This is a genomic window from Pannonibacter sp. CBAS1226, assembly GCF_055685825.1.
Genome location: NZ_JBVOUO010000001.1, coordinates 470,898 through 494,466, shown reverse-complemented (window position 1 = coordinate 494,466; position 23,569 = coordinate 470,898). Strand labels below are relative to the sequence as shown.

24 protein-coding genes are annotated in these 23,569 nt (G+C 63.8%); 15 read left to right on the top strand and 9 right to left on the bottom strand.

What is annotated here, in order from left to right; all coding sequences use genetic code 11:
- Positions 1 to 3: 3 nt before the first annotated feature.
- The gene (locus AC0CMF_RS02250) at positions 4 to 912 is read right to left on the bottom strand and encodes a LysR family transcriptional regulator (RefSeq protein WP_050473256.1); all 909 of its coding nucleotides are present in this window, start codon (positions 910 to 912) and stop codon (positions 4 to 6) included.
- Positions 913 to 1,138: 226 nt separating this feature from the next.
- On the opposite strand from AC0CMF_RS02250, the gene AC0CMF_RS02245 reads away from it, so the two are divergent.
- The 3 genes from AC0CMF_RS02245 to AC0CMF_RS02235 are packed head-to-tail and all read left to right on the top strand — an operon-like array spanning position 1,139 to position 3,404.
- The gene (locus tag AC0CMF_RS02245; protein ID WP_374629841.1) at positions 1,139 to 1,483 is read left to right on the top strand and encodes a Dabb family protein; all 345 of its coding nucleotides are present in this window, start codon (positions 1,139 to 1,141) and stop codon (positions 1,481 to 1,483) included.
- Positions 1,483 to 2,547 carry a maleylacetate reductase gene (locus AC0CMF_RS02240; protein ID WP_374629842.1) on the top strand — a complete coding sequence of 355 codons (1,065 nt, stop codon included), beginning with the start codon at positions 1,483 to 1,485 and terminating at the stop codon, positions 2,545 to 2,547. Before AC0CMF_RS02245 ends, AC0CMF_RS02240 begins: the two co-directional genes overlap by 1 nt.
- 17 nt (positions 2,548 to 2,564) lie before the next feature.
- On the top strand, positions 2,565 to 3,404 hold the full coding sequence (locus tag AC0CMF_RS02235) for an intradiol ring-cleavage dioxygenase (protein ID WP_374629843.1): 840 nt from the start codon (positions 2,565 to 2,567) through the stop codon (positions 3,402 to 3,404).
- A 91-nt stretch (positions 3,405 to 3,495) separates the two neighbouring features.
- Here AC0CMF_RS02235 and AC0CMF_RS02230 read toward each other — a convergent pair whose 3' ends face one another.
- Complete coding sequence (locus AC0CMF_RS02230; protein ID WP_019966132.1) at positions 3,496 to 4,062, bottom strand: nuclear transport factor 2 family protein; 567 nt, start codon at positions 4,060 to 4,062, stop codon at positions 3,496 to 3,498.
- Positions 4,063 to 4,580: 518 nt separating this feature from the next.
- On the opposite strand from AC0CMF_RS02230, the gene AC0CMF_RS02225 reads away from it, so the two are divergent.
- From AC0CMF_RS02225 to AC0CMF_RS02190, 8 genes are read left to right on the top strand one after another with little or no spacing between them, the layout of a single operon-like run.
- The gene (locus AC0CMF_RS02225) at positions 4,581 to 5,744 is read left to right on the top strand and encodes an amidase (RefSeq protein WP_374629844.1); all 1,164 of its coding nucleotides are present in this window, start codon (positions 4,581 to 4,583) and stop codon (positions 5,742 to 5,744) included.
- 2 nt (positions 5,745 to 5,746) lie between these two features.
- Positions 5,747 to 6,886 (top strand): acyl-CoA dehydrogenase family protein, encoded by a 1,140-nt coding sequence (locus tag AC0CMF_RS02220; RefSeq protein ID WP_247648004.1) that lies wholly within the window; start codon positions 5,747 to 5,749, stop codon positions 6,884 to 6,886.
- 36 nt (positions 6,887 to 6,922) lie between these two features.
- Positions 6,923 to 7,288, top strand: a complete 366-nt coding sequence (locus AC0CMF_RS02215; protein WP_050473251.1) for a hypothetical protein — start codon at positions 6,923 to 6,925, stop codon at positions 7,286 to 7,288.
- A gap of 47 nt (positions 7,289 to 7,335) precedes the next feature.
- A complete protein-coding gene (locus AC0CMF_RS02210; RefSeq protein WP_058899732.1) occupies positions 7,336 to 8,598 on the top strand; it encodes an aromatic ring-hydroxylating oxygenase subunit alpha in 1,263 nt (420 codons plus the stop codon).
- The gene (locus AC0CMF_RS02205) at positions 8,595 to 9,089 is read left to right on the top strand and encodes an aromatic-ring-hydroxylating dioxygenase subunit beta (protein ID WP_050473249.1); all 495 of its coding nucleotides are present in this window, start codon (positions 8,595 to 8,597) and stop codon (positions 9,087 to 9,089) included. Before AC0CMF_RS02210 ends, AC0CMF_RS02205 begins: the two co-directional genes overlap by 4 nt.
- Positions 9,089 to 9,850: an SDR family NAD(P)-dependent oxidoreductase gene (locus AC0CMF_RS02200; RefSeq protein ID WP_058899731.1), complete on the top strand. Its 762-nt coding sequence runs from the start codon at positions 9,089 to 9,091 to the stop codon at positions 9,848 to 9,850. Before AC0CMF_RS02205 ends, AC0CMF_RS02200 begins: the two co-directional genes overlap by 1 nt.
- A complete protein-coding gene (locus AC0CMF_RS02195; protein WP_374629845.1) occupies positions 9,847 to 10,827 on the top strand; it encodes a PDR/VanB family oxidoreductase in 981 nt (326 codons plus the stop codon). The genes AC0CMF_RS02200 and AC0CMF_RS02195 overlap by 4 nt, the downstream gene beginning before the upstream one ends.
- A gap of 11 nt (positions 10,828 to 10,838) precedes the next feature.
- Entirely contained in the window at positions 10,839 to 11,345 is a 507-nt protein-coding gene (locus AC0CMF_RS02190) for a flavin reductase (RefSeq protein WP_374629846.1), read from the top strand.
- 24 nt (positions 11,346 to 11,369) lie between these two features.
- Here the strand turns inward: AC0CMF_RS02190 and AC0CMF_RS02185 are convergent, their stop codons facing one another.
- Positions 11,370 to 11,870 carry a MarR family winged helix-turn-helix transcriptional regulator gene (locus AC0CMF_RS02185; protein ID WP_374629847.1) on the bottom strand — a complete coding sequence of 167 codons (501 nt, stop codon included), beginning with the start codon at positions 11,868 to 11,870 and terminating at the stop codon, positions 11,370 to 11,372.
- Between the two features lie 112 nt (positions 11,871 to 11,982).
- Here AC0CMF_RS02185 and AC0CMF_RS02180 point away from each other — a divergent pair, with 112 nt between their 5' ends.
- Genes AC0CMF_RS02180 through AC0CMF_RS02170 form a run of 3 tightly spaced genes read left to right on the top strand, consistent with a single transcriptional unit; the run spans position 11,983 to position 14,824 of the window.
- A complete protein-coding gene (locus AC0CMF_RS02180; RefSeq protein ID WP_374629848.1) occupies positions 11,983 to 13,005 on the top strand; it encodes a TRAP transporter substrate-binding protein in 1,023 nt (340 codons plus the stop codon).
- Positions 13,002 to 13,538 (top strand): TRAP transporter small permease, encoded by a 537-nt coding sequence (locus tag AC0CMF_RS02175; RefSeq protein ID WP_050473245.1) that lies wholly within the window; start codon positions 13,002 to 13,004, stop codon positions 13,536 to 13,538. The genes AC0CMF_RS02180 and AC0CMF_RS02175 overlap by 4 nt, the downstream gene beginning before the upstream one ends.
- On the top strand, positions 13,535 to 14,824 hold the full coding sequence (locus AC0CMF_RS02170) for a TRAP transporter large permease (protein WP_050473244.1): 1,290 nt from the start codon (positions 13,535 to 13,537) through the stop codon (positions 14,822 to 14,824). The genes AC0CMF_RS02175 and AC0CMF_RS02170 overlap by 4 nt, the downstream gene beginning before the upstream one ends.
- 168 nt (positions 14,825 to 14,992) lie before the next feature.
- On the opposite strand, the gene AC0CMF_RS02165 is transcribed toward AC0CMF_RS02170, so the two are convergent.
- Both AC0CMF_RS02165 and AC0CMF_RS02160 read right to left on the bottom strand, forming a co-directional pair.
- Positions 14,993 to 16,363: an aminotransferase class III-fold pyridoxal phosphate-dependent enzyme gene (locus AC0CMF_RS02165; RefSeq protein WP_050473319.1), complete on the bottom strand. Its 1,371-nt coding sequence runs from the start codon at positions 16,361 to 16,363 to the stop codon at positions 14,993 to 14,995.
- 98 nt (positions 16,364 to 16,461) lie between these two features.
- Positions 16,462 to 17,910: an APC family permease gene (locus tag AC0CMF_RS02160; RefSeq protein ID WP_094461827.1), complete on the bottom strand. Its 1,449-nt coding sequence runs from the start codon at positions 17,908 to 17,910 to the stop codon at positions 16,462 to 16,464.
- Positions 17,911 to 18,069: 159 nt separating this feature from the next.
- On the opposite strand from AC0CMF_RS02160, the gene AC0CMF_RS02155 reads away from it, so the two are divergent.
- Positions 18,070 to 19,119, top strand: coding sequence for an AraC family transcriptional regulator (locus AC0CMF_RS02155; protein WP_094461828.1), 1,050 nt, complete (start codon positions 18,070 to 18,072; stop codon positions 19,117 to 19,119).
- 24 nt (positions 19,120 to 19,143) lie between these two features.
- Here AC0CMF_RS02155 and AC0CMF_RS02150 read toward each other — a convergent pair whose 3' ends face one another.
- The 4 genes from AC0CMF_RS02150 to AC0CMF_RS02135 form a co-directional block, all read right to left on the bottom strand.
- Positions 19,144 to 20,484 (bottom strand): TRAP transporter large permease, encoded by a 1,341-nt coding sequence (locus AC0CMF_RS02150; RefSeq protein WP_374629849.1) that lies wholly within the window; start codon positions 20,482 to 20,484, stop codon positions 19,144 to 19,146.
- Positions 20,474 to 20,989 carry a TRAP transporter small permease subunit gene (locus AC0CMF_RS02145; protein ID WP_050473240.1) on the bottom strand — a complete coding sequence of 172 codons (516 nt, stop codon included), beginning with the start codon at positions 20,987 to 20,989 and terminating at the stop codon, positions 20,474 to 20,476. The genes AC0CMF_RS02150 and AC0CMF_RS02145 overlap by 11 nt, the downstream gene beginning before the upstream one ends.
- Positions 20,990 to 21,063: 74 nt before the next feature.
- Complete coding sequence (locus AC0CMF_RS02140; RefSeq protein WP_374629850.1) at positions 21,064 to 22,104, bottom strand: TRAP transporter substrate-binding protein; 1,041 nt, start codon at positions 22,102 to 22,104, stop codon at positions 21,064 to 21,066.
- A gap of 320 nt (positions 22,105 to 22,424) precedes the next feature.
- Positions 22,425 to 23,525, bottom strand: coding sequence for an NAD(P)-dependent alcohol dehydrogenase (locus AC0CMF_RS02135; RefSeq protein ID WP_374629851.1), 1,101 nt, complete (start codon positions 23,523 to 23,525; stop codon positions 22,425 to 22,427).
- Between the last annotated feature and the right edge of the window lie 44 nt (positions 23,526 to 23,569).

Below are 23,569 nucleotides of genomic sequence, written 5' to 3'. Positions count from 1 at the left end.
TGCCTACCACAGCGCCTCAAAGTTGTTGCGCCGGAAATACTCGACCAGCGCATCGATGAAGAGCCGGGTGCGGGCAGGCATGTGGGCGCGGGAGGGAAAGGCCAGGTTCATGCTGAGGCGCGGCAGATGCCAGCCTTCCAGAACCTTGACGAGGCGGCCCGACTGAAGATCGTCATGCAGCACATAGGACGGCTGCACGACAATGCCGAGCCCGTCCCTTGCAGCCTGGCGCAGCAGCAGCCCGTCATTGCACACCATGGTGCCGCTGACCGGGATCCGCATGCTTTCGTTGCCGCGGGTGAAGGTCAGATTCTCCCAGTCATCGGCGAGGCTGTAGAGCAGCAGGTCGTGGTCCGCCAGATCATGCGGATGGACAGGCTCGCCCCGCGCGGCGATGTAGTCCGGCGAGGCGGCGAGCGTGCGCTGGGTCTCCGCCAGCTTGCGGATGGTGATCGAGCTGTCCGCCTCGCCCCGCCGGGTGCGGATGGCAAGGTCAAGGCCGTTCTCGATCATGTCGTAGTAGCGGTTGGAGGCCTGCAGCTCGATGTTGACCAGCGGATAGCGCGCCCGGAACTCGCGGATCACCGGCATCAGATGCAGTTTGGCAAAGGCAAGCGAGGCACCGACACGGATGGTGCCGCGCGGTTCGGCCGAAACCGCACTGACACTGGTTTCCGCCTCATTGAGGCTTGAGAGGATTTCCCGCGCACTGGCGGCGAACCGCTCCCCCTCCCCGGTCAGGAACAGCTGCCGCGTGGTCCGCTGCACCAGCCTCACGCCCAGCCGGTTTTCCAGGCTGGTCAGATGCCGGCTGACGCCGGAGACAGACAGGCCGAGCGCATCGGCCGCCCGCGTCAGGCTGCCTGCATCGGCGATCTGGGTGAATACCTCAAGCTCTGCCAACCGGTCCATTCTTGCCCCTCCTGCAAGATTGTTACGGTATTATTACCGTATAAACACATATCTTGCAATTGTTCTGTCGCATGCCCGGCGGACGCGTTCATTTTTGCGCGCCGGGCAAGAAACATTCCCAGATTACGGGATTTATCACCTAATCAGCCAATGCAACTCTGATGCCACGTGATCAGGGCCGCCGCAAAGAGAAGCAGCCCGCACCAAGCCAGAGGGAGCGCCCGCAATGGACGCGAGCACTAGAAGCACCGCAGCGGTGCGGCATATCGTGATGTGGAATGTGGCCGGAGAGACACCGGAAGACCGGGATAAGGCCAAGGCGCAGATCAAGACGGCCTTTGAAAGCCTGCGCGGGCTGATCCCCGGAATGACCTGTCTGGAGATCGGCATCGATGTGAGCCGCATCGATTACGCCTGCGACCTGGTGCTGTTCAGCGAATTTGAGAGCGCCGAAGCGCTCAAGGCTTATGCAGTTCATCCGGCCCATCTGCGTATTCGTGATGCACTGGAAGGCCTGCGGATCACGCGCCATCAGGTGGATTATCCAGTGAACGGGGAGAGGGACCGGTGATGGCAGGCTTTACCTACACGGCCCATCCGGCGCGGGTCATCTTCGCCGATACCGCTCTTGATCAGCTGGACGCGGAGGCCGAACGTCTGGGAGCAAGGCGGGTGCTGATCATCACCACCCCGCGCCAGACCGGGCTGATGGACACCATCACGGCTGCGCTCGGAGACAGGGTCTGCGGCACCTTCGCCGGCGCTGCGATGCACACGCCCGTCGATATCAGCGATCTGGCCGCCGACACCGCCCGCACCCGCAAGGCCGATCTGGTGGTGGCCGGCGGCGGCGGTTCCGCCATCGGCCTGTCCAAGGCGGTGGCACTGCGCACCGGCCTGCCGCAACTCGTCATCCCCACCACCTATTCCGGCTCGGAGATGACGCCTGTTCTCGGCGAGACCCGCAACGGCCAGAAGCAGACGCAGGTTTCGGCCAAGGTGCTGCCGCAGACCGTGCTCTATGACGTCAGCCTCAGCCTTGCCCTGCCGGTCCATGTCAGCATGACCAGCGGCATGAATGCCATCGCCCATGCGGTGGAAGCGCTTTATGCCCGTGACCGCAATCCGGTCATCGGCCTGCTGGCGCTCGAGGCCATCAGCGCCATGGCCGGAGCATTGCCCGCCATCCACCGCACGCCAGATGATGGCGAAGCACGGCGCAAGGCGCTTTATGGCGCATGGCTCTGCGGCCTGTGTCTCGGCTCCGTCGGCATGGCGCTGCATCACAAGCTCTGCCACACGCTGGGCGGCAGTTTCGCCCTGCCCCATGCCGAGACGCATACGGTGCTTCTGCCCCATGCGCTGGCCTACAATGCCCCGGCCATTCCGGAGGTGATGGATCAGCTGGCCGGCGTTCTGGGCAGCGATCCGGCCCGCCGCCTTCAGGACCTTGCCCGCACCACGGGTGCACCGGTCAGCCTGGCCGAAATCGGCATGCCGGAAAGCGGACTTGAGCGGGCGGCAGACATCGCCCTTTCCAACCCCTACTGGAATCCGCGGCCGCTGGAGCGGCAGGCCATTCTGGCCCTGCTCCGGCGCGCCCATGACGGGTCCCTGCCCCAGATGGACAGCTGATAGCGAAGGAGACCGCCATGATCGACTACTTCACAGAAGACCGGTCTGCCGAGCAGGTGAACGGCCGCATTGGACCTGCCACCAGCCCGCGCCTTGCCCATGTCATGACCTCACTCGTCAACCACCTGCATGCCTTCATCAAGGACGTGGAACTGACCGAAGAGGAATGGGCTACAGCCATCAGCTTCCTCACCCGCAGCGGCCAGATCTGTTCGGATACGCGGCAGGAGTTCATCCTGCTGTCGGATATTCTGGGCGTGTCGATGCTGGTGGATGCCATCAACCACCGCCAGCCGGAAGGCGCAACGGAGACGACCGTCTTCGGCCCCTTCCACGTGGACGGCGCGCCGGAGCGGCAGATGGGCGACAGCATCAGCCTCGACGGCAAGGGCGAAACCTGCCTCTTCGAGGGCCGGGTGCTGGATCTGGATGGAAATCCTGTCGAAGGCGCGCTGATTGACGTGTGGTCGGACAATGAAGACGGTTTCTACGACGTGCAGCAGCCCGGCGTGCAGCCGCCCTTCAACAATCGCGGCATCTTCCGCACGGGCGCAGACGGGCGCTATGCCTTCCGCGGCATCCGGCCCGTCTCCTATCCGATCCCCCATGACGGGCCGGCCGGGCAGCTGCTCGACGCCCTTGGCCGCCACCCCTGGCGGCCCGCCCACATGCATTTCATGGTCACGGCACCGGGCTACCGGCGGGTGATCACCCATCTTTTCGTTTCAGGTGATCCGTATCTGGAAAGCGATGCCGTGTTCGGCGTCAAGGCCTCGCTCATCACGCCTTTCGAACGGGTGGACCGGGACAGCGAGACATGGCACGCAGCCTATGACTTCGTGCTGCAGGCAGAATAAGACACGGGTCAGCCTCCATGCCCAAAAAGCTGAAGCCCCGGCGGTGACCGGGGCTTCAACTCGTACTGCAGGTGCCGGAAGGAGCCGCCGCTCAGGGCCGCATCAGCACGGACTTTGACGGATAGTCCGAGGCCCAGGTGGACGGCAGCGGGGCAACGAAGACGTTTTCCGTGCGGGTGCGGGTGATCTTCCACACCCCGTCCGGCTCCTTGCGGAAGGTGTTGTTGAGGCGCGAGGAGCGCAGGAGCGCCTTGCCGTCGGAGAACAGCCACGGCTGCATGTGCACCCACTGCCCGTCTGCCGTTGTCCCGCCCTCATGCACGTGGATCTGCTCCGAGGTGAGATAGTGGCAGTTGAGGATCAGGGCCGGATCGGTCTTGCCGCCCCAGAAGCCCTCGAAATGCTTGCGGATGGCCGCCGCCCCCACAGCCCGGCCGAACTGGTTGTCGTAATATTCGCCAACGCCTTCCCACACCGCATCTTCCGTGTAGAGCGCCATGATCAGGCCGATGCGCTCCGCATCGCTTGTCACGCCGAACTCCGGCATGGGTGTGTCGCACAGGAACATGTAACGGGCCTGAAGGCGCCGGATATCGGCTTCCGCTTCCAGCACCTCGATCCGCCGCACCAGTGCGTCCAGCCTTGTGGTCTCAGTCATGACTTCCCCTCTTTTCGTTGCAGATGAACAGGCGCATGAGCCGTCAGATGAACCGGCACACGCCTGCGCGCTAGCGCAAGGCTTGCGCCGTCCGCCCTCAGGGTCAAGCGGTAATATTCACGTAATATGGCGCAAAAGATGAGTTTCCAATACAGGATTACTCTTCACCGCGTGCAAAACACCTTCAAAACCAAGAACCCTTGCAAAGGCCACAAGGGCAAGCGGTGCAGCAGACATCACCAGCGCAAAACAGACTTTCAGAATACGCAACAATTCACGTGATTTTACATGTTACGCTCTGGCTGTCTGTATTTCGTTGAAATTGCGCCGAGTGTTCATTCCGCGCCTGAAGAGAACGGCACAGCCGATAGGGCTGGCGCCGCATTTCTCGTTTATCTAATTGATTTCAAATAATTTTTTTGATCCTTATCAACGATTTTACGTTGACGGCTTTCCGATTTGCGGTAATTTTACCGTATCCAGAGGGAACGGAGCCGCAAGCGCTCCGCATAGAAAAAATGACAAATGACTCTTCAGCCCTGACCGGCGGCTCGCCGGTCTTTACGGCCACGCTTGCGCTTGGCCAGACGGGTCCGCGTGTTGCAGTCAAGGACTGCATCGACATCGCGGGCACCGTAACGCGCTGCGGCTCGGCGGCCTTCGACGCGGCCCCTGCCGCCACAGTGCATGCCGATGTGGTGGCGGCCCTGCTTGATGCCGGGTGCCGCATCACCGCCAAGACCAACATGCACGAGCTTGCCTATGGCATGACGGGCGTGAACGCCCGCTTCGGCACCCCGGTCAATCCGCGCTGGCCGAACATCATCCCCGGCGGCTCGTCCTCCGGCTCTGCTGCCGCCGTGGCAGGCGGGCTCGTCGACTTTGCCATCGGCACCGACACCGGCGGCTCCATCCGCCAGCCTGCGGTCTGCTGCGGCGTCATCGGCTTCAAGCCCACCTTCGGGCGGATCAGCCGCAAGGGCGCAAGCCCGGCGCAAAGCTCGCTAGACTGCATCGGCCCCTTTGCCAGAAGCATGGACCGGATCGAGCAGGCGATGGCCGCACTCGACGGCAGCTTCACGCCAACACGCCTGACGGCAGCGCCGAAACTTGCCATCACCGGCATGGATGCCGAGCCCGCCATCCTGGCAGCACTCGCCCCGGTGATCACACCGCAGGCGGGAGCGCTGACCGCCGTGAACCTGCCCTCACTGGAAGCCGCCTTCAAGGCGGGCATGACAGTGATCGGCCGCGAGACAGCAGCAGCCTTCGGCCATCTGGTCACGGAAGGCGCGCCGCTGGGCGCAGATGTCAGGGCGCGCATCGCTGCAGCCATGGCCATCACGGATGAGGATCTGGCCGCTGCCGAAGAGGTGCGCGCCCGGTTCACGGCCGAAGTGGATGCCGCCCTTGCCAGCCATGACGCGATCCTGACCCCGGCCCTGCCGGTGGTGCCGCCGCGCCTTTCGCAAGCGGATGATCCGCAGCGGGTTCTCCCCCTCACACGCTATCTGCGGCCGTTCAACCTGTCGGGTCATCCGGCGCTGGTTCTGCCGCTGCTCACGCCGGACGGGCTGCCCGCCGGACTTCAGATCATTGGCCGCAAGCAGGGAGATGAGCAGGTCTGCGCCATCGCCCGCTGGCTTTGCGAGACCTTCAAAGACTTCCAGGTGGAGGAATGACCATGGATGCCCTTTCCCAGTCCCCAGCGGACGTGACACTCGAAAGCCTGAAGGCGGAGATCCGGTCCCGCAGGCATGAATTTCATCAGCTGCGCCATATCCCGATCGATATCGTGCGCCAGTTTCAGGCCATCGGCATCTACCGTGCCTTCGTGCCCCAGCGTTTTGGCGGCGACGCCCTGTCTCCGGCGGCCTTCTGCCGACTGATCGAGGACATCGCCAGCGCCGATGCCTCGGCCGGCTGGGTTGCCAGCTTCGGCGTCTCGGCCACCTATCTGGCGGCCCTGCCGAAGGAAACCTATGCCTCCATCTACAGCAAGGACCCCAACACAGTCTTTGCAGGCGGCTTGTTCCCGCCCCAACTTGCCAAGCGCGTGCCCGGCGGGCTGGAAGTCACCGGCCGCTGGCCCTGGGGCTCCGGCGTCATGGGCGCCTCTCTGGTCGGTGCCGGCATCAAGATCGAGGGCGAGGACAGCCCGCTGCCCCGCACCGCCGTCATGCCCCGCCATGCCGTTACCGTGGACGAGACCTGGGACACGGTCGGTCTGCGTGCCACCGGCAGTCACGACATCGTCGCGAACAAGGTCGTGGTGCCGGAAGAATGGACCTTCATCCGGGGCGGCAAGCCGGAAATGGACGACCCGATCTTCCACTATCCGGCGATGGCGCTCGCAGCACAGGTGCTGGCCGTCGTCGCCCTTGGCACCGCACGTGCGGCTCTCGACTGGCTGAGCGAGGACGCCACCAAGCGCGCCTCCATCACCGGCGCACCGAGCCCTGCGGCACGCGGCTATATCCAGACCGGCTTTGCCCGTGCGGAAGGCCTTCTGTCCGGCGCAAGGGCCGGTTTCTACGACGCCATCGAGGAAGGCTGGCAGCAGATGCTCGAAAAGGGCGAGGTTGACCGCGCCACGCACATCCGCCTGCGCCATGCCGCCTCCAAGGCCGCCGAAGACGGGGCCGAGGCCGCCCGCCTTGCCTTCGTCATGGGCGGCTCCGACGCGATGATGAGCGGCCATCCGCTCGGCCGCTGCATGATCGATGCGGCCTGCGTTGCCCAGCACGCCTTCATCGGCGCAGGCAGCTGGCAGGCGGCGGGCGCCGCGCTGCTCGGCCAGCCCGTGCCCCCCGGCTACCCGTGAGACACTCACCCTCATTTCCAGTGAAAGGATAAAAAAATGGCTGAAGCCAAACAGATCCGCACCCTGCTCTGCATTGCCGTGCACCAGAACTTCTTCGATCTGCCCTTCGACAAGATCGGCAGCGTCTGGACGGGCTTTGCCACGTTCATGTCGAGCGTTGCCAAGATGGACGGCGTGACCGTCCTGGGCACCATCGATGACGACGAGACCATGGTCGGCACCTCGCCCACGGGCTTCCCGTGGACCTGCTACATGCTCTGCGACTTCCCAGACCGGGATGCCGTGGTCGCGGCCTGCAACCTGTTCCGCACCATTCAGGTCGGCGACGAGAACCACCGCCTGTGGCGCTACATGCGCATCGAGGCACGCATGGGCCGTGCGCTGCAGATCCCGGATCTGTGAGACGCCGCCATCAGGGTCAAAGCAACAAACCAGAGGAAAGAGCTCAAATGACGATCGCCGCAACACAACCGCAACCCGGTGATCTGGTCGAATTCGACCGGGTCAAGACGCCGATGTACGAGGACGAGGCACTTTTCGAGGAAGAGCTGGAGCGCATTTTCGGCCGCACCTGGGTGTGGGTCGCCCACACTTCCGAAATCCCGGACAAGGGCTCCTTCGTCCGCTCCTGGGTTGGCCGCCAGCCGGTCATCGTGGTGCGGGACCGCAAGAACGAGATCCACGTGATGGTCAACCGCTGCCGCCACCGGGCCGCAACGGTGTGCGAGGTGAAGAAGGGCAAGACCTCCTCCTTCCAGTGCCCCTATCACGGCTGGGGCTACGGCCTCGACGGTTCCCTGCGCGGGTTGCCCTATCCGGAGCAGTATGGCGAGGACTTCGACAAGGAAGCCCACGGCCTGAAGAAGCTTCGGGTGGAAAGCTATCAGGGCATGATCTTCGCCACCTTCAACGAGGAGATCGAGCCGCTGGAAAGCTTCCTTGCCGGAGCGAAGAAGTGGATCGACCTGTTCATGAAGCAGGGCGGCGGCTTCCCCATCAAGGTGCTGGGCGAACATCAGTTCACCTTCCCGGGCAACTGGAAGATCCAGCTGGAGAACACCACCGACGCCTACCACTTCCCCGTGGTGCACAAGTCCTTCCTGCAGTCGCTGGACAAGGAAGCCGAAGCCACCTTCACCTTCCTTGAGGGCGAAGGCTTCGTGGAAGACCTCGGCAACGGCCATTCGGTGATGGTGATGATGCCGGAACTCGTCGACCTCGACGACAACCTCGATGCCGCCATTCCGCAGCGCTTTGAAGCGCTGGCGCAGGAACTGCGGGACGAAGGCTATCCGGAAGATCAGGTGCGCAAGATCGTGCGTGCGGTGGGCGGTGCAGGCTTCAACCTGAACCTCTTCCCGAATGTCTCCTTCTCCCTGTCCTTCTTCCGCGTGCTGCGCCCGATCAACGTGCGTGAAACCGGCATCCGCCACATCGCGCTCGGCATGGACGGCGGCCCGGTGGCGGCCAACCGCATGCGCCTGCGCCTGCACGAGCATTTCCAGGGCCCGCTCGGCTTCGGCTCGCCCGATGATGCAGAAGTGTGGGAACGCGTCCAGCGCGGCACGCTGGGCGGTGAGGATCTGCCGATCCTCGTCAATCGCGGCCTTGTTGACGAAGTGCCCGGCGAGCACGGCCCGCGCGGCCACGTGAGCGCGGAAACCGGCATGCGCGCCGCCTACAAGATGTGGAAGAGGATGATGGACCAATGAACTCGATGAGCACCATCACATCCGCAGTGACCCTGCAGGAAATCGCCGAATTCGTCTGGAACGAGGCCGAGCTGCTGGACCGCAAGGACTATGACGCCTGGCTCGCCCTGTGGGCTGGCGAAGGCCATTACATCATGCCGATCAATCCGGACGGCAATTACGAGGACGAACTGAACCTGTGCTACGACGACGCCAAGATGCGCAAGATGCGGATCGAGCGTTTTCAGGCCGGGTTCTCCATCTCCTCCGCGCCCCCGGCCCAGACCATCCGCACCGTCTCGCGCTTCGTCATCGAGGCACAGGACGGGGAGACGGTGACGCTGCGCTGCGCCCAGCACCTGATCGAGGACAAGTTCGGCCGCCAGCGCGTCTTTGGCGCGAACCTGCGCTATGTGCTGCTGCGCACCGAAAACGGCCTGCGCATCCGTGACAAGGTGGCAACGCTGCTCAACTCTGACGGGGAGCTGACTGCGCTCAGCTATCTGTTCTGATGGCAGCGCCGCTTCCTGAAAAGATCCAGACAGCCGTCGTGACGGGCGGGGCCACCGGTTTCGGTGCCCTGGCCGTCCGGGCCCTGCACAAGGCCGGTTTCCGCGTCGTCATCACCGACGTGGATCCCGGCCCCGCCGAAGCGCTGGCGCAGGAGCTTGACCTGGCCGGGGAGACGGCGGTCATCGGCACGCTGGACGTGACGAAGCCGGACGACTTCCAGACCATCCTCGACCGCAGCGTCGAGCGCTGGGGTTCGGTCGAGGTGCTGGTGAACAACGCCGCCCGCACCGCCGTCCAGCCCGTGCTGGAGATCGACCCGGCCGACTTCAACGCCATCATGGCGGTGAATGCGGGCGGCACCTTCACCGGCTGCCAGATCTTCGGCCGCCATTTCCGCGACCGCGGCTATGGCCGGATCATCAACATGGCCTCGCTCGCAGGCCAGAACGGCGGCACCGCCACCGGCGCGCATTATGCCGCCTCCAAGGGCGCGATCCTGACGCTGACGAAGATCTTCGCCCGTGATCTCGCCCCCTTCGGCGTCACCTGCAACGCCATCGCCCCCGGTCCCATGGACACGCCGATGGTGCGCTCGGTAATCACCCCGGAAAAGATGGCCGGTGCGCTGGCCAATATCCCGGTGGGGAAACTGGGGGATCCGGATTTCGTGGCCGGGCTGGTCGCCCTTCTGGCCGGCCCTGAGGCAGCATTCGTCACCGGCGCCTGCTGGGACGTTAACGGCGGGATCTACATGCGATGAATGCGATCAGTCCGAAACAGACGCTTGAGCTGACCGTCACCGAGCGGATCGAGGAACCGGGCAACATCATCCGCCTGCGGCTGGCAAGTCCGGACGGTGCGCCCCTGCCCCCGTTCACCGCCGGTGCCCATCTCGACATCCACCTTCAGGACGGCGGCCTCGACCTGTGGCGGCAGTACTCGCTCTGCTCGGACCCTGCCACGAATACGGCTTACGAAATCGGCGTGCTGAAGGATCCGAAGAGCCGTGGCGGCTCGGAAGCGGTGCACCGGCTGGCAACACCCGGCGCGCGCTTCCGGATCGAGGGCCCGCGCAATCACTTTCCGCTGGAGGAAAGCGCCACCCGCACGGTGCTTTTCGGCGGCGGCATCGGCATCACGCCGATGCTGGCCATGGCCCAGCGCCTCCATGCTATCGGCCGGGACTTCACCCTGCATTACTGCACCCGTTCGGCCGGCATCACGGCGTTCCGCAGCATGATCGCGGCCTCCGCCTGGGCGGACCGGGTGGTCTTCCATCATGACGATGAAGACGAGGCCCAGCGCCTGCAGCTGCCGCGTGACCTGCCGGAGCCCGCCGCCGGAACGCATCTTTATGTCTGCGGGCCGCAGGGCTTCATGGACTGGGTGATTTCCAGCGCCGAGGCGATGGGCCATGCCCCGTCGCACGTGCACCGCGAGTATTTCTCCGCCGATGTGGACACCACCGGCGAAAGCTTCGAGGTGGAGGCGCGCCTGTCCGGCGTCACGGTGACGGTTGGCCCGGAGGACACCATCGCCAAGGCACTGGCCCGTGCGGGCGTGAAAATCGAGGTAAAGTGCGAGGAAGGTGTCTGCGGCACCTGCGTGACGGATGTGCTGGAGGGCACGCCCGATCACCGCGACCAGTTCCTGACGGACGGCGAGAAGGAAGAAGGCTTGATGATCTGCGCCTGCTGCTCACGCGCCTGCACCTCCCGCCTCGTGCTCGACATCTGAGGAGGAGAGCCATGACCGAGACCCCAATTCCCCCGGCAATCACAGCCTTCCGCGAAGGCATGAGCCGCCTGGGGGCCGCCGTCAATCTGGTGACGACCGATGGCCCCGCCGGGCGCCATGGCATGATCGTCTCGGCTGTTTGTTCGGTAACCGACAGCCCGCCCATGCTGCTGGCCTGCATCAACCAGAACGCCTATGCCCATGACGCCTTTCTGGCCAATGGCACGCTCTGCGTGAATGTGCTGCGGCCCGGGCACCGGGATCTGTCGCGCGCCTTCACCAAATGGACGGGCGAAGACCGCTTCTCGCAGGCCGGCTGGGACACGCTGGAGACGGGCGCCCCCGTTCTTCAGGGCGCAGCCGTCGCCTTCGACTGCCGGATCATCGACCGTCAGCAGAAGGGCACCCATTCCGTGCTCTTCTGTGAGGTGGCCGCAACCCGGCTGTGGTCCGGCACGCCGGAAGGGCTGATCTGGTTCAGCCGCGCCTTCCACCAGCTTGAAGCAGCGGCGGGGTAAGCGATGGCAGGACCGGCAGCGCGCTCAGATCTCTCCCAGACGGTCGAAGACCTTCTCCAGAAGGCCGTTGAGTGCTGCCAGCTCCTCGCTGGAAATATTGATGAAGGACGCGGCGAGGATCTTGTCCGCTTCCATCAGGGCGCGGCGGCGCATCTCGTGGCCCCTGGGTGTCAGGGTCACTTCGGTGACGCGGCCATCCGTCGGACGGACACGGGTGGTGACCAGACCATCGGCCAGCATGCGCTGCACGATTTTCGTGGCGGTGTTGAGCTTGAGCACGCTGTAGTCGGCAATCTCGGAGACACTGAGGTAGCCGTCCTCATGCAGCGACATCAGCACGCGCCAGCGCGGCATGTCGAGATCGATGGGCTTCAGGCGGCGCTCCAGCACCTGCACGTAACGCCCGTTCACACGGGAAATCCAATAAAACGGCCAGTTCCGCTTCATCCGCTTCACAGCCTGCTCGCCCTCGTCGAGGGCGGCCTCTGCGGCCTGAGAGACGTGAGCGGTGTCGGATGCAGTCATGGCCAGTCTTTCCAAGGTTTCGAGGGGCGCAAAGCCTCCGAACAGCGGCGGTCGCAATGAGCCGATTGCCGGTTGCATGCACAACAATACACCAGAGGGGAATTAGATGAAAATGAACGTGATCACAAGTTTTGCTCTTGCCGGCGCTACGGCACTTGGCCTGATGACGGGCGCAGCTTCTGCCCAGACCGTGCTGACCCTGAACAGCTGGCTGCCGCCCAGCCACCCGCAGGTCACCCAGCTCATGCAGCCGATGGCAGAAGACATCGAGCGCGTCACGGAGGGCCGCGTCAAGGTGCAGATCCTGCCGGCTCCCCTTGCCCCGCCGCCTGCCTCCTTCGACCTTGCCAAGAATGGCATTGCCGACATCACCTACGCCGTCAACGGCTACACCCCGGGCCGCTTCAAGACCGCCGTTCTGGGCGAGATGCCGTTCCTGGGCGACAGCGCGGAAACCGTGTCGATCGGCTACTGGCGCACCTACGAGAAGATGCTGAAGGACGCCAACGAATACGAGGGCGTTAAAGTTCTTGCTTTGTTCACGCATGGTCCCGGCGCCATCTTCATGAAGGGCGGCGAACTCACCACGCCGGAAGCCATTGCAGGCAAGAAGGTGCGCGTCGGCAGCACGCTGGCCCATGACCTTGCCACCGGCCTTGGCGCCGTACCCGTGGAAGGCCCCTCCTCCAAGGCCTACGAGCTGCTGTCCCAGGGCATTGCCGACGGCATTCTCTTCCCCTTCGAATCCGTCAGCTTCTTCAACCTGATCCCGCTGCTGGACCAGGGTCTGGAGTTCCCCGGCGGGCTCTACAACACCACCATGTTCATCGTCATGAACCAGGCGAAGTTCGACAGCCTGGACCCGAAGGACCGTGAAGCCATCGAAACCGTCATCGGCGAGCCGCTGGTCCGCCGCGCCGGCAAGATGTGGGATACCGTCGATGCAGCCGGCCGCAGCGCCATGGAAGGCAAGATCACCCTGCACAAGGCAACGGCGGAAGAAGTCGAGGCCCTCAAGGTCAAGTTCCAGCCGGTGATCGACAAGCGCATCGCGGAAGTCTCCACCAGCGGCGTCGATGGCGCTGCTGCCTACGAGATGCTGCAGGCGGAAATCGCCAAGGCCGCCGCTGAATGAGCACCTGCGTCCAGAAGACGCCCATCATCGGGGAAAGGCCTGCGCGCAGCGCGGGCCTGACCTGGTTCCGGATGGGCCTTGCCGGCATCTGTGCGGTCATGCTGACCGCCATGATGCTGCTCACCGTGGCCGATGTGGTCGGCCGCTATTTTCTCGCCTCCCCGGTTCAGGGCGCCACCGAACTGACCGAAATGCTGCTTGCGGCGGTAATCTTCATCGGCCTGCCCGCCGCAACGCTGGATGATGACCATGTGACCGTGGACATGCTGACCGCCCGCCTGCCCTGGGCGGTGGAGAGACTGCGCAGGCCCGTGGTTGCCTTTGCCTCCGCCGCCATCCTGTGTGTCATCGGCTGGCGTCTTTGGGCCGCGGCCGCGCAGGTCGGCTCCTATGGCGGCACCACCATCAGCCTGCAGATCCCGCTGGCCCCGCTCGGCTACCTTGTTTCGATCTTCACCGGGCTTGCCGCCCTCATCCTTGTCGCCAAAGCCATTGCCTGCCTCCTTCCGGTGCAGGCTGGGAGGCCCGAATGAACCATTGGGAAGTCGGCATCCTCATCCTCTTCGCCCTTCTGGCCGCCGGACTCCCGATCAGCTTTGCGCTGGCCGCCGTCGGCACCGCCGGAACGGTCGCCATCATCGGCCTCAACCCGGCCCTGTCCCTGCTGGGCCAGACCTTCTTTGACAACAGCCGCAGCTACTCCCTGTCGATCCTTCCCCTCTTCCTGATGATGGGCAACTTCGTCGTGCAGTCGGGCATCGCGCAGGATCTCTACAACGCCGCCTATGCCTGGCTGAGGCACCGGCGCGGCGGACTGGCGGTGGCGACCGTCTTTGCCTGCGGCGGCTTCTCTTCCGTCTGCGGCTCGTCCCTTGCCACAGCCTCGACCATGGCCAAGATCGCCCTGCCCTCCATGCGCAAGTATGGTTATCCGGACGGGCTCTCCACCGCCTCCATCGCGGCGGGCGGCACGCTGGGCATCCTCATCCCGCCGTCGGTGATCCTCGTCTTCTACGGGATCATGACCCAGCAGGACATCGGCAAGCTGTTCCTGGCCGGCATCGTTCCGGGCATCATCGGCATTCTCGGCTATGCGCTTGCGGTGATCATCTCCGTGCGCATCGGCAAGCTGGATCTGCCGGTGGAGCCGAAACTGCCGCTGATGGACCGCATCCGGGCGCTGAAGGGCATCAGCGGTGCCATGCTGCTGTTCGTCTTCGTCATGGGCGGCATTTATCTCGGCGTCTTCACCCCCACCGAAAGCGCCGGCATGGGCGCGGCAGGCGCCTTCCTGCTCGTCATCATCCAGCGGCGGCTCAACCTGCGCCAGACGATCATGACGCTCTACGAGACCGCCAAGACCACGGCCGTGATGTTCTTCATCCTGTTCGGTGCCCTCACCTTCACCAACTATGTCAACCTCTCCGGCATGACGCAGGACATTCAGACGATGCTCAATTCGGTGGGCAACCATCCGATGCTGATCATCCTGATGATCACGGCCATCTACCTGCTGCTTGGCTGCGTGCTGGAAGGCCTGTCCATGATCACGCTGACCATTCCGGTGTTTTACCCGATTGTCGCGGCCTCCGGCTTCGACCTCATCTGGTTCGGCATCTATGTGGTGATCGTGACCGAGGTGAGCTACATCACACCGCCCGTCGGCCTCAATGCCTTCGTGCTGCGGTCGGTGGTGCGCGATGTCAGCCTTGGCACCATCTTCCGGGGCCTTGGCGTCTTCGTTGCGGTGGATGTGGGCCGCATTGCCCTGATCCTCGCCTTCCCGGCCATAGTTCTCTTCGTGCCGCGGATGATGTGAGACCAACTCCCGATGAGACTTACTCATCGGGAGTTGGTTAAGCCCGTGCGGCGCCTGAGCCATTTCAAGGCGTGATGCGTCAGCATCGTAAGCCTTGGCATGATAGGCCGCAGGTGTGAAGAAAGGGCCCCGCCGGATTGCTCCGGCGGGGCCTTTCCATTTGCAGGATCAGAGTTCCGTCTCGACCTTGGCAAAGGCCTTGCCGAGGGCGGCGACCAGGATGGAGATTTCCTCCTCGCCGATGACCAGCGGGGGTGAGAGGATGATGGTGGAACCGGCCGGGCGGACAATCGCGCCTTCCTGACGGGCGTAGAAGGCCACCTTCTCGGCAATGCCGTTGGACGGATCAAGCGGTGCACGGGTCTTCTTGTCGCCGACGAGATCGATGCCGACCATCAGGCCCTTGCCGCGCACTTCGCCGATGATCGAGGAGACGCCTTCCAGCGGCTTCAGGCCATCGAGCAGCACCTTGCCCATGCGGGCGGCGTTGCCCGGCAGGTCTTCCCGTTCGACGATGTCGAGTGCCGCGAGAGCTGCGGCACAGGCGAGCGGGTGGCCGGTGGAGGTATAGCCGTGCATCAGGAAGCCGCCCGGCGTCACGTCCTTGTACCAGGCCGAGGCCACGCGGCGGTTCAGCACGGTGGCGCCCAGCGGCACATAACCGGCAGAGATTCCCTTGGCGAGGCACATGATATCCGGCTTCACGCCCCAGCCGCGCGAGCCGAACATGGAGCCTGACCGGCCAAAGCCGGTGACGACCTCATCGGCGATCAGCAGCACGCCGTAGCGGTCGCAGATCTCTCGCACCTTCGGCCAGAAGGAGGCCGGCGGCACGATCACCCCGCCCGCGCCCTGCACCGGCTCGGCGATGAAGGCAGCCACCGTCTGCGGTCCCTGATGATAGATCTCGCGCTCCAGCAGGCGGGCAATGATTTCCGAGAGTTCTTCCGGGTCTTCCGTGTAGGGGTTGCGGTAGGTCCAGGGCGTGTCGATCTGGGTGCAGCCCGGCAGCAGCGGCTCGTAGGCGCCGCGGTAATAGGGCGAGCCGTTGACGGAAACACCACCGAAATGCACGCCGTGATAGCCGTTCTTCATGGAGATGAACTTGTAGCGGCCCGGCTCTCCGGCAAGCTGCCAGTACTGACGTGCGAGCTTCAGCGCGGTCTCCACCGCATCCGACCCGTTGGCGCTGAAGAACACCTTGTCCATGTCCTCCTCGGCGGCCATCTCACAGACCTTGGCCGAGAGTTCGATGGAGGGCGGTGTGGTGGTGCCGGCAAAGGACGAGTAATAGGAAATGCGGTCCATCTGGGCGATGATCGCTTCCTTCACCTCACGCCGGTTGTGACCGACGTTGACGTTCCACAGGCCGCCGAAACCGTCCACATAGCGCTTGCCGTCAATGTCGGTGACATAGCAGCCGTCACCGGAGACGATGATCTGCGGCGGATTGGCCTGCGAGATCAGCGGATGGATCATCGGGTGGAACTGGTGCCGCGTGTTGTTCTCGCGGATGAAGTTGGACGTTTTGTCGAGCATTGACTGCTCCTCCTTTGGATGGATTCCGTGTTCTTGCTTGTTGGAATGATGCTGCCGGGCGGACAGGCTCTGTGGCAGAACCGCCCGGCAGGAAGGGATCACTCGAAGACAGCGCCGAGGTTCTTGTAGAGGTCCGGCTGGCGGCTCTTGATCCGCATGGCGAAGAGGAACCCGGCAAGGCCGCAAAGGGCGATGAGAACCGGGAAGGACTGCACCAGCGCACTGTCACTGCCCGACAGAAGCTCCAGATTGCTGCTGACCAGCAGGATGGCGCCACCAAGCCCCACGACCGACAGGGCCGGCATGATCCGCGTGACGAGGATGCTGTGCTCATGGCCATGCTGGCGGCGGAAGTAGGCGATGATGGCCAGCGACACGAGGAACTGCACCATCAGGATGCCAAGCACCGCAAGAGCGGACATCCAGGAGAACACCACCGCATAGGCATCTGCGCCGCCGATGATGAAGATCGCAAGAATGCTTGCGGCAATCGCCGACTGAAGCCAGCCGGCCGCCGCCGGAGAGCCATGCGCGGCACTGACCTTGCCGAAGATCTTCGCAATCAGCCCCTCACGGCCGAGGGCGAAGAAATAACGGTTCAGCGTGTTGTGGAAGGACAGGACGCAGGCAAACAGCGAGACGATGAGCAGGATTTCCATGGCCGTGACCGACCAGGGGCCCAGCACATCGGCAGCGGCATTGAAATACAGCGTCTCAAGACCGGCTTCCGCCGTCTGCTGGATCACGGACGAGCCGTAATGCTGCGCGATGGCCCAGGTGGAGAAGGCATAGAAACCGGTGATCAGCAGCACCGCCGTATAGGTGGCGCGGGGGATCGTGCGGTCCGGATCGCGGGCTTCCTCACCGAAGATGGCGGTTGATTCAAATCCAATGAAAGAACCGATCACGAAGACCAGTGCCACGCCCAGCCCTGGCGAAAACACGACGGACGGCGCGAAATTCTCAAGGCTGAGGCCCTCCGGGCCGCCGCCGCGCAGCAGGATGCCGACATCCAGCATCAGAAGGATGGCGATTTCCAGCACCATGGCGACGCCAAGGATCTTGCCGGAGAAGGAAATGTTGCGCTGGCCGCAGAGATGAACCACCGCAAGGGCCGCCAGCGACCATGCCCACCAGGGCGCTTCCAGCCCGAGCCCGGCCATGGCACCTGCCGTGAAGACACCGAAGAGCGCATAGACGGCAATCTGAACCGAACTGTAGGTCACCAGCGCCATGACGGCTCCGGCGACGCCCATCGGCTTGCCAAGTCCTTGCGAGATATAGGTGTAGAAGGCACCGGCACCGCCGACATGGCGGCTCATGGCCGTGAACCCGGCCGAGAAGATGATGTAGAGAAGCCCCGCCAGCACGAAGGCGCCGGGAACTCCGGCCCCGTTGCCGAAGGCGAAAGCCACAGGCGAAGCCCCCGCCACAGCCGTCAAAGGCGCGGCTGCTGCAACCACAAAGAAGACAATATGCGCCAGCCCGACCGAGTTGCGGGCAAGCCGCACCTCTCCGCCGGCGCGAGTATTCGCGTCGATCGTCATGTTTTTACCCCTGGAAGTTCATTTTTATTCTTTGAGTATGACCGCGCGCGGCGCCAGTCCCATTGCACTATGCGTCAAACTTCCGATAATATGCGCCACATTCCCGTAATTCTGCGTAAGGGAAATTCCTGCATGGGACGAACGCCTAAAATAAAGTCAGTGCGTGCCTCTGTCTTGACCCCGCTGCTGAAGCACATCGCAGATCAGGGCAGCAATATACAGGAGTTCATCGCCAAATATGGCATCACCCGGACGCAGCTTTCCGACCCCTATTCGGTGCTGCCGCTGGGCCGCTATGTGACCCTGTTCGAGGCGGCTGCCGTCCATCTGAAGGATCCGGATCTGGGGCTGAAACTGGCCATGCGGGTGCAGCCGGCAGACATGGGGCCGATGGGCGTCCTGTTCTCCCTGTCACCCAGCATTGCGGCCGGATTCCAGCGGCTGGCGAGCCACGTGATGGCCCTGCAGAGCGGCACCCAGTCCAACATGTTCGAGGTCAATGGCGATCTGGTCTGGACCTACCGGCTGCAGGATCCGGTCATGTGGCCGCGGCGGCAGGATGCGGAATACACGCTGGCCGCCTGCGCCCAGCTGGTGCGCTCCTGCTTCTCGCCGGAGTGGAAGCCGCTGGAAGTGCATTTCGAGCATGCGGAAAACGCCAATCCGCAGCTTTTACAGCGGATATTCCGCGCGCCCGTGCTCTACCGGCAGGCCAGCAACCGGATCATCATGGGCCGGGATGATGCGACGCGGATCTACCGCAGCGAGGACCGGGAGCTTGTCACCATTCTGGAGCATCACCTTGCCGACCTGATCGGCGACGAAAGCGATGAAAGCCAGACGATGACGGACCGCATCCGCAACCGGATCAGCCTCTATCTTGGTCAGAAGCCGGTGACGCTGACCGCCCTTGCGGCCGAGCTCAACATGTCGGCGCGCAGCCTGCAGCGGCGGCTGGCAGAAGAAGGCACCTCGCTGCGCGATCTCGTCAGGGAGCACCGCATCCAGCTGGCGGCCAATCAGCTGACCCAGAAGGATGCCCGCGTCACCCAGATCGCCCATAGTCTGGGCTATGCCGACGGCACGGTCTTCTGGCGCGCCTACCGGGGCTGGAAAGGCGAACCGCCCAGCGCGGCCAAGGGGCAGCGCCGGGCGGCACAGGACGCAAGCGGCGATGACGGGGAGGAGTGGATCACCGGCGGCGCTTAGGCTTTGCCTGCCTCCCTCAAGGTGTCACTTCATGCCCGCAAGCCCCAGCACCAGTTGCGGCCAGATGAGGCAGGCGGCAAGCACCGCCATCTGCAGCAGCACGAAAGGCGCCGCCGCCCGGTAGATGGTGCCGATGGCGGCATCCGGAACCGTGTTCTTGAGATAGAACAGCGCCATGCCCACAGGCGGCGTCAGGAAGGAGGTCTGCAGGCAGACAGCCATCAGGACCGCCACCCAGGCCGGATTGTGACCCATGGCGGTCAGCACCGGCATCACCAGCGGCGCGATGATGAGGATGATCTCCATCCAGTCGAGGAAGAAACCCAGCAGGAACAGGATGAAGAGGATCAGCAGCAGCGTGCCTTCCGGCGGCAGCGGAATGGCATGAAGGGCATCGGCAATCACCTCGTCCCCGCCATAGCCGCGCAGCACCACCGAAAAGCAGGAGGCACCGAAGATCAGCGCGAAGAGAAAGGCCGTCGTCAGCCCGCTTGCCTCGCAGACTTCGACGAACCCCTTCCAGCCCAGCCGTCCGGAAGCGATGGCGAGCAGCGTTGCCCCCGCCGCGCCGATACCGGAGGCTTCCGTCGGCGACGCAATGCCGAAGACGATGGACCCAAGCACGGCCACAACCAGCAGCAGCGGCGCCACAAGAACCCGGGCCAGCTCGCCAAAGGTCACCTTTGCCGCATCACCGGTATGACCTTTGGGGGCCCTGTCCGGCCAGATCAGAGCCACGGTGACGATATAGACCACATAGGCACCGGCGAGCAGCAGGCCCGGTACGATGGCGCCCTTGAACAGGTCCCCCACCGGGATCTGCAGCTGGTCGCCCATGACCACCAGCATGATCGACGGCGGAATGAGAATGCCGAGGCATCCGGTCGCACCAATGGTGCCAAGGCTCAGACGGTCGTCATAGCCTGCCGCCCGCATGGCCGGCATGGCGATGGTGGCGAGCAGCACCACGGAAGCACCGATGATGCCGGTCGAGGCCGCCAGGACGACGCCGATCAGCACCACCGACACCGCCAGCCCGCCCGGCACCTGCCGCAACAGCCCGTGCATGGAGGTGAGCAGCTTTTCGGCAATGCCCGAGCGGTCGAGCATCAGGCCCATGAAGATGAACATGCTCATGGGAATGAGCGAATAGCTGGACAGCGTGTCGAAGGTCCGGTTGGCGACAAAGCCCAGCATGCGGATGGAGGCCATGTCCGCATCAAAGGCAAAGGCATCCAGCACACTGCCGAGCACGGCAAAGAGAACGCCGACGCCGCCCAGCACGAAAGCCACCGGATAGCCGGAGAACATCACCACCATGAAGGTGGAGAACAGCAAGAAGACGAAAACCGCATCAACGCCCATCGGCGGACCTCCCGGGGCGGATCAGGACGGCAAGGGATTTCAGGAGCACGGAAAGCCCCTGCAGGAAGAGAAGGGCAAAGCCTGCGGCCATGACGCCCTTGATGATGTAGCGGGCCGGCAGGCCGGAGGGCATGGGTGAGCCTTCCCTGAGGCGCCAGGAATATTCGAAGATCTTCCAGGAATTCAGGGTGAGGAACCCGGCGAAGGGCAGCAGCAGGAAGAGAACGCCGAGCACTTCGGCCAGCGCCCTGCCCCGCTCCCCCATGCGCCCGTGCAGGGCATCGACCCGCACATGCATGTCGCGCTGGTAGGCCCAGGCAAGACAGCACATGACCACGACGGCATTCATGTGCCACTGCAGTTCCTCAAGCTCGATCATGCCGAGATTGAACACATAGCGCAGCAGCACATTGACCAGAATGGTGAGCATCAGCAGCGGCTGTACCAGCGCCCCTGCAAGCCCCACCGACCGGCTGAGCCGGTCCACCAGTTCGACGAAATGCATGAGGATGGCCCCGTTGCAGTGAAGGCGGACGGGCGGCAGGCCATCTGTGCCCCGCCACCCGCGCAATCCTCGTGTTACTGACGGGCTGCCCAGGCTTCGGTCGAGGCACGGTAGGCCGACACGGACTCCCAGACGCGCTTGAAGTCGGCGTCCTTTTCGCTCTGCTCCTTCATCACCTCATCCACCTTGGCCTTGATGGCCTCCAGCACCTCCGGCGGGAACTGGCGCACCTGCACGCCCTTGGCCTCAAAGCCCTTCACCGCTTCCGCATTGGCGGTCTGGGTGGACATGACGGAGCGCAGGTTCGTCGCCTTGCAGGCCTCCTCGATGGCCGTCTTCTGGGCCTCGTCCATGCTGTCCCACTTGGCCTGATTGATGATCAGCTCATTCATGGCCGCAGGCTGGTGCCAGCCCGGCAGGTAGTAGTTCTTGGCCACGTTATCGAGCCCGACGGTGACGTCGATGGCGGGCATGGACAGCTCGGCGCCGTCGATCACGCCCTTCTCCATGCCCGGATAGATCTCACCGGTCGGCAGCAGCACGATGGAGGCGCCGAGCTTGACCATGGTCTCGCCCGCAAGCCCGGCAAAGCGCAGCTTCTTGCCGCTGAAATCAGCGACAGAATTGATCTCGAAAGAGTACCAGCCGCCCGCTTCCCGCTCCATCAGACCGCAGGGAATGGTGACGACGCCCTGCTTGGCATAGATCTCGGACCAGATCTCCCGGCCGCCGCCGTTATAGATCCAGGCCGCGTGGGTCAGCACATCCGGACCGAAGGGGATGCCGCCAAAGAGCTGCACGGCCGGGAAGCGCCCGGCCACATAGAGCGGCGAGGTGTAGCCCGCATCCAGCGAACCCTGCTGCACGGCGTCGAAAATCTGCAGCGGCGGCACCAGCTTGCCGGCCGAATAGACCTTCACCTTGAGGCTGCCACCCGACAGGGCATTCAGCTTCTCCGCCAGATATTCGGCATTCTGGCCGCTGGCCGGCATGGTCAGGGGCCAGGCGCTCTGCAGATCCAGAGAAACGGTATCCGCCTGCGCTGGCGCGGCTGCCACAAGTGCCGTTGTCAATGCGAGGGCCGCCAGACGCGGCAGAGAACGGGTGAATTTCATGATGAACCTCTGGGCATGGGCCAGCATCGGGAGAAAATTACTTTTTTCCCGCGTGGATCTTGTTGTTTATCGATGGGATCACCTGCCGGTGAAACATGCTGCAGGGTCAGGCTTGCACTTTGATCTTCCGGAATAAATCGCGCATTCCGGAAAACTCTGTTGCAGCCAGCGCAAGAAAGCAGCGCCAGCCCCGCATCCCGCGCGCAAAGATAAGCCGGACGGCGGAAGCGGACGCCCAAGCCAGATGCAGAAGGCCGCCTTCACGTGCGTGAAGACGGCCCAAGAACTTCATCTCACATACAACGAAATAGATCTTCTACTCACACCATCCGCAGGACGGGCTTGATGGCGGAGCCCGTTTCGGAGGCATGGATGGCGGCGTTGATTTCGTCGAACTCATAGAAGGTGATGAGCTTGTCGAAGGGGAACAGCCCCTTCTTGTAGAGTTCGACCAGATGCGGAATGAACTCATCCGGATCGCTCTCGCCTTCCACGATGCCCATCAGCCGCCGGCCGCCGCTCATGAAATGCATCTCGTTGATCTGCAGCTCCGCCTCCGGCCCCGAGGCGCCGAGAATGCCGCAGGTTCCGGCATTGGCAAGCGCCATCACGGCCGAGCGGATGACCGGCGGCAGGCCCGTGGTGTCGAGCGCATAATGCACGCCCGTGCCCGTGAGGGCGAGGATCGCCGCCGTGGCATCTTCCGCCTTGGGGTTGATGACATGGGTCGCGCCCAGGTCCTTCGCCAGTTCCAGCCTGTCCGGATTGAGATCCACGGCGATGATGGTTCGTGCTCCGGCCACCTTGGCTGCCATCACGGCGGACAGGCCAACGGACCCGGCACCGAAGACGGCAAAGCTCTTGCCCTCGCGCACCTTCAGTGCATTGAGCACCGCACCTGCACCGGTCTGGATGCCGCAGGCAAGCGGCCCCAGAAGCTCCAGCGGCGCGCCCTCCGGCACCTTCACCACATTTCTTTCATTGCAGATGGCATGGCTTGCAAAGGAGGACTGGCCAAAGAAATTGCCATGCACCCGCTCGCCGTCCTTCGACAGGGCCGTCGAGCCGTCGGGCCGCGTCGCAAAGAAGTTGCGGGGGAAGAACTCGTAGCAATAGGACGGCTGATGCTCCTTGCAGGTTTCGCAATGGCCACAGGAGTTGAACGTCATAACCACCCGGTCGCCCGGCTTCACCTTGGTGACGGCACTGCCCGTGCTGCGCACGATGCCTGCCCCCTCATGGCCCAGAACCACCGGCAACGGCGTCGGCAGCATGCCGTCCCGCACCACGATGTCGGTGTGGCACACACCCGTGGCCACCACCTCCACCAGAATTTCATCTGCCCTCGGCTCTTCCAGATCCAGCGTTTCCAGAACGAGTTCCGCACGCGTCTCGCGCGCAACGGCTGCCTTGATTTTCATGATTGCCTCCAGCAACGGAAAGGGCCGGACGCGGCCGCACAAGG